Genomic DNA, 16,373 nt, shown 5'->3' on the forward strand with positions numbered 1-16,373 from the left:
ATCCGGAAAAACTTATCAATAATATTTAAGTAATGTAATTTTGATGGTAACTTTAACCTTACTTAAAGCCCTTATAAAATATAATAATATCCTATTTCTTTACATGAAACAGATTGTACTAACTGCATTATTACCCCTACTATTAATTGTAAATGTTTGGGCAGAACAAGGAGATACCCTACAAATCATTAGCCATGATGCCATTACTGTTGTAACCAACCCCTCCAAAGGAGCCAACACTTATTCAGAGTGGGCCGTATTCCCCGACATAGAGGTTCCCATTCGAAAGATCGTTATGAAAATCAAGTTTGCCTGCCCCGATAATATGCGCTGTGCAGACTGGGATTATCTGGATCATATAACAATTAAGAGAACCGGGGGCAAGGAGGGTGAATTACAGGATTTTGAAATTGGAAGAATGCTTACTCCTTATGGAGGTGCATTTGGGGAAAAATGGGAATTTGACTGGCAGGTGGATGTTACAGACTTTTCCCTATTGTTAAGAGACAGCGTAGAGTTGGAGTACAAGCATACCGGCTATGAGCCCAATAATGACCGTGGTTGGAAAGTCACAGTAGCCTTTGACCTTATCAAAGGTCAACCAGCCATGGAGCCTATTTCCATTACCAAAATATACGATGGCTCCTTTGCTTACGGAGACAAGGAAAAGCCCATTGAAAAAGCTTTGAAACCGGTACAGTTCTCCTCAGATAAAGGTGCCGCTATGGGAAGGTTACGCATCCTCCAAACCGGACATGGCATGGATCGACCTGATGGATGCGGAGAATTTTGCAATAAATACCGGGACTTTCTTTTGGACGAAAAATTGGTTGCCAGTCGCCAAATTTGGAAACAGTGTGGGGACAATCCCCTGTATCCACAAGCAGGAACATGGATTTTTGACCGTGCCAACTGGTGCCCGGGAGACCTGATCCAGCCGGACTTGTACGATTTTGAACTTTCCAAGTCAGCGCACACGGTTCAGCTGAAAATGGAGAACTACAACTCTCCCAAACCCAGTGCCAATGAACTAATTGCTGCCTACCTGATCCAATACAAGGCTTATAGGAAAAAAAATGATGTAGCCATTGAAGATATTATTATTCCCTCAAACAAGGCCATCCATAACAGATTAAACCCTGCTGCTTTTGGCCCCTCAATCGTGATTAAAAATAACGGAGCCGAACCATTAACCAAGCTAAGCATCAATCACGGGTCAAAAGGAGGAGAATCCAATATCTTTAACTGGGAAGGCTTACTCCAGCCCGGCGAAATGGACACAGTTACAATGCCCGGACTAATCCCTCAAAAAGGTGCACTCACTTATCAATTTGAACTGAGAAAACCTAATGGGAGAAAAGATGCTTCAAAACAGGACAATCTTATGTCTACCAACTATACCCCAACCCCTGTCCATGAACCTACCTTGATTTTTCATTTAGAAACGAATAAGAAACCTGAAGACAATGCCTATCAAGTCATGGATGCCAAAGGAAATGTCTTGTACCAAAGAGAGGTGGGTACATTGGTTGCTGACACCTTATATAAAGACAGCCTCCAATTAAGCAAAGGTGCTTATCAATTGGTGCTCAAAGATGAAGGTGGAGACGGCTTAGAATTTTGGTATAAAACAAAGGCCGGAAGAGGAAAGGCCATCTTACTCAATTCACAAGGAAAAATTGTCAAAAGCTTTAATTCAGATTTCGGAAGCAGCATCACTTATAACTTTACAGTGGGGGATACACCTGACTCTATTATGGAAAATGAAATTTCCCTAGGTGTATTCCCTACCCGAACAAAAGATTTTACTTACTTCGATTTTTTATCAAACAATCCTGAAGAGGTCCTTATCAAGCTGATAAGAGATCCCGGAGGGGAGGTGGTGGAAGAGCATCTTTACAGAGATTTCAAAGAAGGCAGGCTCACCTTTGATCTAAGCAGGTATCCAAAAAGCAGGTATTTTTTCCGTGTTTTTGTTAATGACAAGGTAGTTTATAATAAAAGGTTAAGGGTGAAGGAGTAAGGATAAGAAAGCTTTCATCAACGTGATGCTAAAAGGGCTGGACATACATTTAAAGTAAAAAAGCCATCTTTTTTCAAAGATGGCTTTTTTACTTGGACAAAATTTCTTTCTAAATCCTTTCCAGCTTTACCGGGTAGGTTTTTTGTGAGGCCCATTGAGGTACATAGATGTTTTCATCCCGGTCTACACAGACATCATGGGGATGCATAAATCCCTGAAAGCTCATGTCTTTTCGCTGTTCCTGAAGGTTTCCATTGACATATTCCGGAGCAGTGCCTCCCGGAGTGGAAACTACCCGGTCATTCTTGTCCAGGACGGTGATATATCCTGAATTGGGATAAGCCTGTGTGGTACTTCTATACACCGCAGCATACACATTGTCTCCACGTAAAACAGGCCTACATACAAATGAGCCTGGAGTAGGGATGGTCTTGATGTACTTCCCATCCAAAGTAAAACGCTTGTACTGCATATTCCCCCTGTCAGTAATAAGCAAGGTAGGGTTGTTTTTATCTCTGGTATCTACCAAAATACCATGACAACAGTTGAAGGTTTCATTGGTCTCACCTTTTCCTCCAAACTGACGAATCAGTTCCCCTTTTGAATTGTATTGGGTCACATAGTTCAATCCATAACCATCTACGATGTAAATGTCTCCATTGGCAGGATTGATGGCTGTTTCTGTAGGTACAAATTGTTTGGGATAGGCATAATTACCCGTTTCTCTGGGATAATCCATCACCATTATCTCTCTACCTTTTAAGTTTGTTTTTATCACTTGACTTCTGGTATTGTCTGCAATGTACAAAAACTCTTCGCCACCCTCATCACTGATGGTAAGTCCATGCGCACCGGGATAAGTGTCCCCCCAAGTTTCCAGCAACTTGCCTGATTTATCATAAATAATGACGTTATTTTTGGTCTCATTGGTCAAAAGAATCAATCTTCCTTTTGCATCCTCCACCATTTCATGGCAGTCATTGACAGGGTTTTTGGCCGGGTCCAAATTGCCCCATCCTTCTATGACCTTATATCGGTGCGTGCCATGCCCTAGTATGGTTTCTTTTTTCATGCCGTAGCTTTTATTTACAATTATATTGGGAACCACTGCTCCTGCAAGCATCGTGAGTCCTGATTTCTTTAAAAATTCTCTTCTTGGATTTGGGTTTTCTTTCATGGGTGTAATTTAAGCGAATAAATCCATTTCTGCTTCTCCATGTCCATCTGGAGTGGTATAAAATGGACGTTTTTCAATTTCATAATTCGTTTCCGGATCCATACCCAGGGCATGGTAAATGGTCTGGTGCAAAGCCGCAATTTTGATTGGCTTTTCTATACTTTTACATGGCCTCTCATCAGCAGTTTTACCATAAACATAGCCTTTTTTGATTCCTCCTCCAAACATCAAAACCGAACAGCCATCTGTGAAATGCCTGTGCATTCCATAATTTTTCATGTCTTCAATAATGTCAGGAACCTCCACTTGGTCTTTTACTTTTGCTCCCGGTCTTCCTTCCGTCAGCATATCCCTGCTAAATTCGCTGGCCAATACCACCAAAGTCCGGTCCAGCTTTCCACTTTCATCCAAATCTTTAATCAACTGAGCAATAGGTGCATCAATTAATTTTTTCATTCCCTTCAGCCTGGTATGTCCGTTTTCATGGGTATCCCAGCCTACAAAAGGTTCATATTCTGAAGTTACACTTATAAATCTTGCCCCCTGATCTACCAGCCGCTTGGCCATCAAACAACCCAAACCAAATTTACCCGTGTTGTAAATGTCATATTTCTCTTTGGGCTCCTGGCTTAAATCAAAAGCCTTCGCTTCCGGACTATTCAATAGCATATAGGCCTGCTCCATGGATCGCTTCAGTGACTCTTTTTGGTAATCACTTCCAAATTCCCCCATGGCACTTTCTTTTATCAAATTCTCATAAAGCTGATTCCTTGCTTCAAATCGCTTGTTGGACATACCTACGGGAGGGCGAACACTGTCTAAACCGGAACTCGGATCAGGTATCAAAAAAGGCCCATACTCACTGCCAAGAAAACCGGCACTATGAAAGGCCTTCAATTCCTCCCCTTCTCCTACGGTAAACCGCTGCCCTATATTGATAAAAGGGGGTATAACCGGATTGACCGGTCCCAATTCCTTGGCCATCCAAGAACCCATATGGGGTACAGCTACAGACTGTGGTGGCTCATAGCAAGTATGCCAATGAAATTGGTGTCTGGTATGCAAAATATGCCCAAGGTCTGCAGCAACATAGGAACGGATCAGACTGCCTTTATCCATCACACCGCCAATTTTCTCAAGCCCCTCAGAAAAATTAACCCCATCTAAAACGGTAGGAACAGCTTTGAAGGTACTCAACACCTCTTTGGACTCCATGCCCTTTCTATAGGGGGTATATTTTTTTGGGTCAAAAGTCTCTGTATGAGCCATTCCACCTGCCATATAAAGCAAAATTACGGTATCCGCAGTGCTTTCAATCTTTTCCTTGGGGGAGCATGCGTTTAATAAGGCTGAAATTGGAGCTCCTGCAGCCATGGCTGCAATAGAAGCAGCGCTAGTCTTTTTTAAGAAATCTCTTCTTCTCCAATTATAATTCATAGCTTAAGCTTTTGATTAGTAAATTAACTGAAATTCAGGAAGTAACAAAACTGCCCAAAATAAATCTTGTATGGCCTCAGGCTCCGGTTCTTCTCCCAAAGCTGCCATGGCAATTTTGAATTCCTTTTCTTGAGGCGCTCTTCCCAATAGTTGCTGGTAGACTTCCTGTACAATTATTTCTCCGGCCTCATATTTTTCTTTCCATCTGACCGCCCCTTCTTTTAGGGTACTGTTCAGCTTTTCGCCATTGGTTAATTCCAATGCTTGTAATAAACTCGCCTGACTGTCTCTACTCGTCATTACCACTTCACGGTTGGTACGCCCAAGGGCTTTAAGCAAGCCATTATTTGCTACCAAGGATGCGCGGACAAAGCCAATGTCAGATTGCTCGGAAACTGCCAGCTGATTGGGATCATACTTCATTTCCTCCTCCGTAAATAGGGGATGAATTTTTTGACTTACTCCATCGGTAAATTGCTCAGCTGTCATTCTTCGGATAACTGCCCCTTCGAAAACAAAATCATCTTCCACAAGAAACAATGGGCTCTCTACCCCTACTGCCGGCTGTTGATAAGCTTTGGATATGGCAATTTTATATATCAGTTGCTTCAGGTTGTAGCCGTCTTCTTCAAAGTCTGTGGCCAACCAATCCAATAAATCCTGACTCCATGGGATATTATCCATCTCGTCTGCAGGCTCCACCAAGCCTCTTCCCATCATTTGTTTCCATATTCTATTGACTATGGTGCGGTAAAGTCGGCCATTGGCAGGTTGCACCAAGTATTCGGCCAGCTGTTCCAACTTCTCAGACCTTGTGGCAGTACTGTCAATTTCACCCAATTCCTCCCAAAGAATTTTAGTTCCGGCCTGCTCTCCTGTAGGAATATCACAACGGCTAACCACCAAAGATGAATCTGCAAAAATATTGGCAAATGCATAGGCTTCTTTAAGTTTCCAGTCACTAATAAAACTGTCATGGCAGGAAGCACACTTGAGATTAAGCCCTAATATTACCTGCCCTACATTTTGTGCAGCTTGCATTTCAGTGACCTGACTTGCATTGACATCTCCTCTCCAGCGAATGCCTTCGATAAACCCCTTGGACTTTTCATCAGGATTCAATAATTCCTTGACAAATTGGTCATAAGGTTTATTGTCACGTAATGAGTTGTACAACCAATCGGTAATGGCATACCGCCCTTTGGTAATATAGCCTGTACCGGTATAGTCATTTCTCAGGGCATCATTCCAGAAAGTCAGCCAGTGGGTTGCATAATCGTCATTCCTATCCAGCAATTCACTTACCCAAATCGCCCTTTTATCAGGCCTGTTGTCATTCATAAAGGCCGAATATTCTTCCGGGGAAGGCTGTAAACCTACTATATCCAAGTATATCCTTCTCAGATAAACCTTATCATCCACAGGTTCTTTCCAAGCTATCTCTTGCTCTTCAAAATACTCATCCACCCAAATATCGATGGCTTGCGTCAATCCTTTTCTTTGAGCCGGCAAGTTGGGTCGCCTTGGGGCAAGTTCTGCTACCCTAAAAACACTTACTTCCTCTGCAGCATCCGGCCAAGGAGCTCCTTTGTTCACCCAAAAAGAAATCAAGGCTATCTCATCATCGGAAAGCACCTTGCCTTTGGAAGGCATGGCCTCTTTGTGATCTTTGGGAAGCTTTATCCTTCGCACCAGTTCGCTTTTGTCAGCATTTCCCGGAATAATTACCGGACCTGACTCTCCACCGGCAAAAGTAAACTCCTTAGAATCAAGCCTTAGCTCTCCTTTAATCTTGGCATCACTGTGACACTTATAGCAATTGTGGGCAAATACAGCCCTTACCTTGCCTACCAATTCAATTTGCTTTTGTTCACTTAAGGTACCTTCTTCTTCAAAGGCCACCAAATCTATGTTTAGGTCCTCAGCGGAATAGGTTGATTCATTCCAAGGCAAAGTCTCTGTCAAATATTCTTCCCCATGGGTCAATGAGGCACCGAAATGTCCGGCAATTGAAACACCAAAGGCTGTGATAAATAGCGCAATTCTAAAACTTTTTATGACTGCCTTAGGATACCCATTTTTTATTTTCCCCATTAAAAAAAGCAGTAAAAGACCCAGAATGGCCGTTGCAATCCCGGTCCACTGATGAATATCCAGCAAACGCCCTCCATATTCTTCTACATTAGCCAATAGCAAGCCTAAAACCACAGCTATTACAGCACCTATTGCCCCTGTCCATACCAAGGCCGAGATACCCGGTCTTAGTTTATGATTAAAATCTCTAAATGTAAACAACTCCAACAGGGCAGCCAATAAAAGAAAGCTTACGGGAAAGTGAACTGCAAGGGGGTGCAAACGGCCTAAAAACTTCCACAACCAAAAGGCAGTATCTGCCTCAGCTGCCTGAAACAATAGCACTGGTTCAAATGCACTCACCTCTGTGGTAATACCCAATACCGCGAAAAAAAACGTAGTCAGGGGGATTAACAGGTTACCTTTACTTATCCTTTTCATTCGATTTCATTTTTCAGGGTCTAAAGTTTTATGAGCGAAACTTCTAAAATTGACAAAATCCAACAGCACAACCAAAAAAGCATATACTCAACGCAACATTAGGATCCATTTCAAATCTCACTGCAAAACCGCTTTTACCCTTAATTAATTACTATTACTGTCTATCACAATACTATTAAAATTTTGTGATACAACCACCCTGTACTATCCTGTTTGGTTTATAAAAGTTACTTCTTGATTTACAAATTTGCAAGATTTATTATACCAAGGGATGGGTATTGTACAGGATTGGACTTTGAAAGTAAAGTATTTATTACTTACATTTAATGCTACTATTAGCATAACTACCCAAAATGAAAAGCCGAATCTTCATCTTCTTATTGCCTGTACTTCTGATCCTAACTTTTTGGTTATGGCCGGGCCAAGAAAAGATAAGCTATAATCGCCAAATCCGGCCCATTATCAATAACAAATGCATTTCTTGCCACGGAGGTGTCAAACAATCTGGGGGTTTTTCCTTGCTCTTTGAAGAAGAGGCCAAAATGAATACTGAATCCGGAAAGCCTGCTATAATTCCCGGAGATGCTGAGGCTTCAGAAATGGTCACACGCCTTACACACCACGATCCCGAGCTAAGAATGCCATTGGGCAAAGACCCTTTGACCCAAGAAGAAATTGAACTGATCAAAGAATGGATCAATCAGGGAGCAAACTGGGAAAAGCACTGGGCATATATCCCTCCAAAAAAAGACCTAGAAGTGCCTTCTGTGGATAGTGAAATACCCGCACAAAACGAAATTGACCATTTTATTTTCAGGAAATTGGCTGAGATGGAGCTAAATCCAAACGAAGAGGCTCCCAAAGAATTGCTGCTCCGAAGGTTAACTTTGGATCTTACCGGCTTGCCACCGGAACTGCAAGCTTATGATGATTTTATGGCTGACACTTCTCCAAATGCTTACGAAAACAAGGTTGACCAACTGCTGGCCTCGCCCCATTTTGGAGAGAAGTGGGCCGCCTTTTGGATGGACCTTGCACGCTATTCTGATTCCAAAGGCTATGAAAAGGATTTGCATAGAGAAATCTGGAAGTACAGAGATTGGCTGATAGAAGCCTTTAATCAAGACATGCCCTTCGACCAATTTACCATTGCGCAATTGGCCGGAGACCTATTGCCTGATCCGACTGAATCTGACTTATTGGCCACTGCTTTCCACAGAAACACCATGGCAAACGATGAAGGCGGAACAAATGATGAGGAGTTTAGGGTAGCCGCAGTAATGGAGAGGGTAGGTACTACCTATGAAGTTTGGCAGGGCACCACCATGGCATGTGTGCAATGCCATAGTCATCCCTATGACCCTATCAGACACGAGGAGTTTTACAAAAGCCAGGCCTTTTTTAACAATACCCAAGACAAAGACCTTTACAACGAACAACCCAAAGTTTTTACCTATGAAAAAGAAAGTGAGCAAAAGGTCAAAGACCTGCTATCTTGGGTAAATGAAAACCTAAAGCCCTCCGAAAAGCTTCCGGAAATCAGCGATAACTACCTGCACAGGCAAAAGCAAGACCTCCTGTATACTTTGGGCTACAGAAAGGTTGAAGCAGAGGAGTTTCAAGACAAAAGCCGGTTTATCGAATTGGTTGCGCATGACCAGGAATCTATTTGGCAAGTGCAGGACAGTTCATGGATCATGTTCGAGAATGTTGACTTGACAGATATTAAAGCCATCTCTATGGGTTATGCCTCCCTGTATGGAGCCAAGGTGGAAATAAGATTGGACTCAATCCTTGGCAGAAAAATAGGAGAGGGAACCTTTGGAATAACCGACACAAGTTTTCCAGGCAATCGGCCCAAAGATTGGGAAACAATAAAGGTGGCGATTGAACCGATTTCGGGAAAACGAGATCTCTTTTATTACTTTAAAAAAGACAAAACCTTTGCCCAAGACCTCATCCGTGTAGACTGGGTCTTTTATCATGAAAAAGCTCCTTTAAAAGACAAGTATCCTCTGAGTTTCCAGGCCAAGTTGGTGGAACTATCCAATACAAAAGCCATAGAAACCCCTATTCTAAAAGATCTACCAAAATCACGTTCAAGAAGCACCTTTGTATTTGAGCGGGGCGACTGGCGTTCAAAGGGAGAAGAAGTAACAGCCAACACCCCTGAAATAATGGGAACAATCAACAAGGAAAAACCCGATAGGTTGGATTTTGCCAAATGGTTGGTAAGTGGTGAGAACTCCCTCACCTCCCGCGTTATTGTCAATCGCATTTGGGAGCAAATATTTGGTTTTGGAATCGTCGAAAGCATGGAGGACTTTGGAAGCCAGGGGATCCCTGCCAGTCATCCCGAACTATTGGATTGGTTGGCGGTAAACTTTCAGGAAGACATGAATTGGTCCATGAAAAAACTGATCAAAAAAATAGTCATGTCCCAAAGCTATAGACAAAGCTCGGCAACAAACGAGGAAAAGATTAAAAAGGATCCGTATAACAAGTTCTTATCCAGAGGCTCAAGAACTAGACTGCCTGCCGAAACCATTAGAGACCAAGCCTTGGCCATCAGCGGTTTATTGAATGAAAAACAATTGGGACCAAGTGTAATGCCTTACCAGCCTGAGAACATCATCAGCTTTGGAGGAAAGTTTTGGTTCCCAAGTGAGGGAGAGGAAAAATACCGAAGAGCAGTGTACACTTACTGGAAGAGAACCCACCCTTATCCTTCTTTTGTCACTTTTGATAGTCCCTCCAGAGAAGTATGTACTTCCAGAAGGATAAGAACGAACACCCCACTTCAATCTCTCGTTTTATTAAATGATCCTGTTTATATAGAAGCGGCAGATGCTTGGGCAAAACGCATATTGAAAGAAAGCGGAGGCGACATAAAAAATGGCATTGAAAAAAATCTACGGCTGGTTACTGCCAAAGTGCCTGAGCCGGAAAAAGTAGAAGTCCTCCACCAACTTTATTTGGAATCGCTTGCTTACTATCAAGAAGAAGGCAAAGAACTGGATAAAAATGCAGAACTAGCAGCCATGCGAATGGTTAGTAATGCCATGTTAAACTTAGATGAATTTGTAACCAGAAGATAGAATGAATATTTGGGAAGAAGCATTTATCCGAAAAGCGCAATACAATAGCAGGAGGCATTTCTTAAAAAAATGTACTTCAGGTCTTGGCGCATTGGCTATGGGCTCGCTGATGGGTTGTGGAAATAATTCGGGAGCTAAGCAAGTAGCAGGGTCTTTTTTAGACAAGAAAGCCTCTCATTTTGCTCCCAAGGCAAAGAGTGTCATTTTCCTTCATATGGCAGGAGGACCTTCCCACTTGGAGCTTTTTGATTTCAAACCCACGCTTCAGAAATTAAATGGCCAGGATACCCCGCAGTCCTTGATGGAGGGTAAAGAGTTTGCCTTCCTGAAAGGCACACCGAAACTACTTGGCCCACAGGCAAATTTTGGTCAATATGGCCAATCCGGTGCTTATGTATCAGATTATATGCCGGAATTCTCCAAAATGGTGGATGAAGTGAGCTTCCTAAAAGCCATGCATACGAATGAATTTAACCATGCTCCGGCACAGTTATTTATGCATACCGGTAGTCCACGACTGGGCAAACCGAGTATAGGTGCTTGGTCTGTATACGGCCTTGGATCAGAGAATGAAGACCTACCGGGATATGTTGTACTCACATCAGGAGGAGGAGCTATAAGTGCCGGTAAAAGTGCTTGGGGAAGTGGTTTTTTACCCACCATTTACCAAGGGGTACAATGTCGCTCGGAAGGAGATCCCGTACTGTTTTTGTCCAATCCAAAATCCATCGACAGCCACCTCAGAAAAAAATCCATTGATGCCATCAACAAAATCAATGAAATGGAATTTAAGGAATCAAATGATCCTGAAATTCTAACCCGAATTTCCCAATACGAGCTGGCTTTTCGCATGCAGACTTCTGTACCCGAAACCATGAATATCAATGATGAGCCGGAATACATCCACCAAATGTATGGCACCAACCCGGGAAAAGCCTCTTTTGCCAACAATTGTTTGCTGGCAAGAAGGTTGGTAGAGAAAGGCGTGCGCTTCGTACAACTTTTCGACAACCGCTGGGACACCCATGGTGTGGGAGCAGGCAATGGTGTAGGTGAAGGAATGCGCAGGTCTTGTAAAACCATAGACCAGCCCATTGCGGCTTTGCTAAGAGACCTCAAGCAAAGGGGGCTATTGGATGACACACTTGTGGTATGGGGTGGTGAATTTGGCAGAACCCCAATGATGGAATCCAGAACAGGAGAAGGTTTTGATGGCAGAGACCATCACTTGGAAGCATTCACCATGTGGATGGCAGGAGCAGGTGTTAAAAAAGGCCACATCCATGGCGCTACCGATGAAATAGGCTACTACGGTATAGAAGGTCGTACCCATGTTCATGATTTACAAGCTACCATCTTGGAAAGATTGGGTTTTGATCATGAAAAACTTACCTATGAATTTCAAGGAAGGGATTTCAGGCTGACAGATGTCCATGGAAAAGTAATCAATGAAGTGCTGAGCTGATTATATAGAAATTTATGGGCGAATTTACTTCAAGTAAACATTAAATACGCAAGGCTTTAATGGCTTCAATGCTTAACAATTTTGTAAGATTGAGTTTTATTGGAAAAATAAACTTTCAGAATATATGTCCCATTAGCCAAACCTCCAACTCTTATTTCAGTAGTATCATCAGTGGAAATTAAAGATTTACCAGAAAGGTCAACAACCTCAAGCTTACTGGGAGGAACATTGGATGTAACCCGGATTCTATCACTTGTTGGATTAGGATAAATTTTAACTGGAACGCGGGCATTTTCACCGTCTAGGTATATATTGTTGGACCTACTAACACAACCATATTGATTTATCGTTTCTACATAATAATTCCCTGATTGATAAACGTATATAAATTCTTGATTTTTATAGCTTGCTTGCTCAGCCCCATCCAAAAACCAATTTAAGGAATTAAAGTTATCATTATCTACAAATAATTTGTTCCCAGTTGATTCCAGTTTCAGTGAAACCCTAGGATTAATTTTAATTACTAAGGTATCATTTGATAAACATCCGGTATTTTTATTCCTAACCTCCAAATGAAACATAAACGTTCCAAGTGCATCATCAGTCATTACTTCCAATTCATTGGATGCTAAATCCGCTGAAGTAAATATCTCAGGTATTGTCCACGAATATTCATAAGCCTCATTAAATGTAGTTGACAAATATATTGTATCACCTAGGCATAATTCTCTATTTCCTTCTAGTTCAATTTCAGGACTAGGCAACACAATTATATTGGTATTTTCATCCGCTTCTAATTCTTGATCAACCTTAATTCTTATAGGAGGTACAGGGCATCTAGTATCACCATTGATTTGTACTTCATACACCCCTTCTTTAGTAATATATATTTCCTTTTGATTGTCTTTGTCCAAATCGATCCCGTCAAGAGTCCATTTTGTATAAGTTGTATATGGGTTTTCGTCTATAGATAGGAGTAATGAATCTCCTTGACAGAAGTTCGTGGAATAATTAAGTGTAAAATTATTAGAATCAGGACATAGGTTTGAACTGTTATCAATTGCCTTGGATAAAAAGAAATCGCTTTCATTATTCCCACTGTTATTTTTTATCGAAACATTGTCACCAAAATTCAATAAATCACTTGTGTAGTGTCCAGCCATATAAACACCTGATGAATGAGGTGAAAGCCTTAGTCCCAGGTCATCTCCCTTACCTTCAGCTGCTGAAACCCATTGTGGAAAACCTATTTCGTTAAATTTCACAATTACTGCATCTTTATCCCCTGAAGACGTGAAATTCAAATGACCAATATTCATGGCTCCTGAGAAACCTGCAGATAAAAACACATCCTGCCCATTAGTAGCTAAGTCCCATTTTTTCTTGGCGCTAGTACCTGTTACGAATTGCCCTAAATTTTCAAAGTGATCGATAAATTGAATAGACAATATTTCACCTTTTGGACTTACTTTGGACACAAACATTTTTTGATCGATGTCTTGGTAATTTTCTGCCCAAGTGCCAGTAATAATTGCTTCTTCTTGGTCATTTACCGTTATGGAATAAGTAGATGAGGACAAAGGGGCTTCAATAGAATTAGCCCATTCAAATTCTTCCTCATGGTTGTATTTGAATATGAAACCAAGATTATTATTTGTTCTTTCATAGGTAATATTATCAAAATTAATCGTCTTACCTTCTGAATAACCAACAGCATAAACCCCTTCATCACTTACTGCAATGTCATAAATATATCCATCATAAGTACTCCCAGGATTTTTTACAGATAGTACTTGCCCATCAGGAGAAAGTTTAACCAATAACATATCTGAATTGCTCCCTTCTTTCCCTCTTACCTTATAAACTGAATCGCCTAGTTGAATAGGGTCTTCGAAATTACCGCCGAAATATACATTATTAGATGGATCAATAGCAATGGCATTTACATATGATCTGCCTACTTTATTGATGGTTCCAAAATCCTTTGACCAAACCAATTCCCCATTTTGCGTAAACTTCATTACAAATATTCTGGACTGGTATCCACCTGTTAAGGTAATTCCGCCATAAGTGAATCCCCTGGCATATATTCCTGCCAAGTAAACATTCCCTTCAGAATCTACTGCAATATCTACTCCTGAGGTTTCGTAGTTTCCAAAACTAACCTCCCAAGCAGGCACTCCTTCAGACGTAAATTTAACTAAATATGCTCCTGGATTTTCAAAGGTGGTTTCTCCTATTGTTGTACCACTAGAAAGACCTCCACATAAATAAACGTTGTCATTCAAATCACTAGTTAAGCCAATAGCATAATCGCTAGTCCAACTTCCTGACCCCACTGCCCACTGAAAGTCTTGGCTTAACAATGTTTGAACTTGGGCAAGCAAAAAAATTATAACGCCAAATAAAAATCTCATTTATCCTAATTATTAAAACTACAAATATAGAAGATTTTTTATGCCTATCGTTTTTACAATCGACATTATTATCTCACTACAAATTAGTTTAGTAATAACAAGCTTTAAAAGTCTGTGTGTTTCAATGACTTGATTATTAAAACAAAAATTTAAATCTTTTCCCAATCTTATCTTTGGGATGACTACTTAGAATCACCCAGTCCATATCCGAGCTTAGCCAGCCCATCCTTTACCCGAGGATATAGCCGCATGGCATTTTTATAGTAGATCTTTTCCAAAACTTCTCTAGGCAATTCCAATCCCAGGGTTTCCGGACCACCAAAAAAACCACCATTTACCATATCTCCGGTTTCTAGAATCTGAAAAGCCCTTGAGTACTGCTCGGCCCTTTGGCTTATTTCTTCGTTTTTAACATTGCCTATATCTGTTCCAAAGACAATTCTATCCGCCCATTCAATCATAAAAGACCGGAGGTTTTCCCTATCCACCAGATGATAATATTGAAAGGTTGCGGCCAAATCGATGTTTAGGTTGGGAAAAGTGGCCAGCATATTGCGCAAATAGTCTATTTGAGCATCCTGGCAAATCAGCCAGTTGGCATGAGCCATGACCACACGCAGGTCCGGATGTTTCTCCAGCACATTCCGCCAGGCATTTATTTGTGTCCAATATTCTATGGGGTCTGCCAACCATGCTGTCCTATTACCAAAAGGCCCGTTGGGGTCAGCAACATGGATAGAGGCACCCATAAAGCCTATCCGCTCCATTTCAGCAAAGGTGGCTTCATGAGCAGGATCATCAATATAAGGATAGCCGTCTTCCTTTTTCTTCAGTGTCCTATACCAAGGTCCGGACCAAATCTTATAACCAACAAATCCTTGTTCCTTGAATTTTTTCAAGGATTCAGGAGCATAACTTAATCCATCATGCGCCTTAAAATCCGCAATCCCACAGAGCATCCTTCCCTTCCCGGCTTGCTCTACTTCTACTATATTTAATAAGGGAGTATTTCGATCTCCCAAGTTAATCCATAAAGCCATGTCTATGTTTTTCTCCTCCCGCAAGAGTTCTCCTAGGCTAAGGTAATTTGAAATACCAGAAATGTCTCCGGCAACATGGGTATGCACATCAATCCTCGGGATATCGGGATAATTGGACTTAAACTGACCGAATACCTGCGTAATGGATACCATCACACCAAAAATCAGTAATATCATTTGTTTCATAATTGAAGGAATAAAGATAACAGGGGGATAAACCGTAGCAATTGAGTTCGAATACAATCCCAAGTTACAAAAGAAAATCAATTTCTACCTGCTGAACTCCGCGCAACCATTCAAAGGCTGGTCTGCATAAAACGGGAAGATTTATCCCCTCATGGAAAAGGCTGAAAATTAAAGGTCTTATCAATATTTAGTTTGGTTTTTTTCTAGATATTTTTCACTTTTACTTTTGACTTAACAGCCGTATAAAACCTAATGAAAAATTAGGTTTCTATGGATAAATTAAAGTCAAATTCAATATTGAGTAATTAATCTCCCCTATATAAAACTTATTCATTAAGCAAGCAGATTTCCTGTCAAAGGCGAAGGAAATTCAAGGCATAGCTATATCAAATTCTAAAGAAAAACCCATACAACTGTTTTAAGAATATGTTAGAAAAAACGACTACCTACGCCATTAAAACCCACCAAGCAGTCAACCATAAATATGGAGACCAAGGATATGAATATCACCTTCAAATGGTGCATGAAGTGGCTGAAAAATTCATTTACTTGGTAGCAGAGGAAGAGCGTGAAAATGTTTTATGCGCTTGCTGGGTACACGATATCATAGAGGATGCAAGAGAAACCTATAATGACGTCAAGAAAAACACCAATGAAACAGTGGCGGAATTGGCTTTTGCTTTAACCAATGAAAAAGGTAAAAGCAGAACTGAAAGGGCCAATGATAAATATTACCAGGAAATGCAAGAAACGCCCAATGCTGTTTTTATAAAATATTGCGACCGGATTGCCAATATTATATACTCAAAAAAACAGGGGTCCGGTATGTTTGAGAAATACAAAAAAGAAAATGACAATTTTATCCATAAGACGTACCGTTCTGAATTAAGGGATATGGTCAATTATATAGAGACCTTGCTGGAGAATGAATAATTGTTGTATGTAGGGTTTGCAGAAGTAAATAAATCAGACATATGTATTTGTGGGGAGCAAAGACGAGTCATTATGCCTACTCC

General features: G+C 41.1%; 9 protein-coding genes. 4 read left to right on the forward strand and 5 right to left on the reverse strand.

From position 1 onward, the window contains the following. Window positions 1-103 precede the first annotated feature (103 nt). A complete protein-coding gene (locus tag Q4534_RS21470) occupies window positions 104-2,023 on the forward strand; it encodes a peptide-N-glycosidase F-related protein (RefSeq protein WP_303615209.1) in 1,920 nt (639 codons plus the stop codon). A gap of 109 nt (window positions 2,024-2,132) precedes the next feature. Here Q4534_RS21470 and Q4534_RS21475 read toward each other — a convergent pair whose 3' ends face one another. Genes Q4534_RS21475 through Q4534_RS21485 form a run of 3 tightly spaced genes read right to left on the reverse strand, consistent with a single transcriptional unit; the run spans window position 2,133 to window position 7,151 of the window. Further along, entirely contained in the window at window positions 2,133-3,200 is a 1,068-nt protein-coding gene (locus tag Q4534_RS21475) for a 6-bladed beta-propeller (protein ID WP_303615210.1), read from the reverse strand. A gap of 9 nt (window positions 3,201-3,209) precedes the next feature. Beyond that, window positions 3,210-4,637, reverse strand: coding sequence for a DUF1501 domain-containing protein (locus Q4534_RS21480; protein ID WP_303615211.1), 1,428 nt, complete (start codon window positions 4,635-4,637; stop codon window positions 3,210-3,212). Between the two features lie 15 nt (window positions 4,638-4,652). Continuing rightward, window positions 4,653-7,151, reverse strand: a complete 2,499-nt coding sequence (locus Q4534_RS21485) for a PSD1 and planctomycete cytochrome C domain-containing protein (protein WP_303615212.1) — start codon at window positions 7,149-7,151, stop codon at window positions 4,653-4,655. 353 nt (window positions 7,152-7,504) lie between these two features. On the opposite strand from Q4534_RS21485, the gene Q4534_RS21490 reads away from it, so the two are divergent. Both Q4534_RS21490 and Q4534_RS21495 read left to right on the forward strand, forming a co-directional pair. Then, window positions 7,505-10,249, forward strand: a complete 2,745-nt coding sequence (locus Q4534_RS21490; protein ID WP_303615213.1) for a DUF1553 domain-containing protein — start codon at window positions 7,505-7,507, stop codon at window positions 10,247-10,249. A 1-nt stretch (window position 10,250) separates the two neighbouring features. After that, window positions 10,251-11,714: a DUF1501 domain-containing protein gene (locus tag Q4534_RS21495; RefSeq protein WP_303615214.1), complete on the forward strand. Its 1,464-nt coding sequence runs from the start codon at window positions 10,251-10,253 to the stop codon at window positions 11,712-11,714. A 65-nt stretch (window positions 11,715-11,779) separates the two neighbouring features. On the opposite strand, the gene Q4534_RS21500 is transcribed toward Q4534_RS21495, so the two are convergent. Together Q4534_RS21500 and Q4534_RS21505 are read right to left on the reverse strand one after the other, a co-directional pair. Next, window positions 11,780-14,131, reverse strand: coding sequence for a T9SS type A sorting domain-containing protein (locus tag Q4534_RS21500; protein ID WP_303615215.1), 2,352 nt, complete (start codon window positions 14,129-14,131; stop codon window positions 11,780-11,782). A 182-nt stretch (window positions 14,132-14,313) separates the two neighbouring features. Then, window positions 14,314-15,357, reverse strand: a complete 1,044-nt coding sequence (locus tag Q4534_RS21505) for an amidohydrolase family protein (protein ID WP_303615216.1) — start codon at window positions 15,355-15,357, stop codon at window positions 14,314-14,316. 426 nt (window positions 15,358-15,783) lie between these two features. On the opposite strand from Q4534_RS21505, the gene Q4534_RS21510 reads away from it, so the two are divergent. Then, entirely contained in the window at window positions 15,784-16,290 is a 507-nt protein-coding gene (locus Q4534_RS21510; RefSeq protein WP_303615217.1) for an HD domain-containing protein, read from the forward strand. Window positions 16,291-16,373: the final 83 nt, after the last annotated feature.

Origin of the sequence: Cyclobacterium sp. 1_MG-2023, from assembly GCF_030546805.1 — a bacterium.
Classification (GTDB): Bacteria; Bacteroidota; Bacteroidia; order Cytophagales; family Cyclobacteriaceae; genus Cyclobacterium.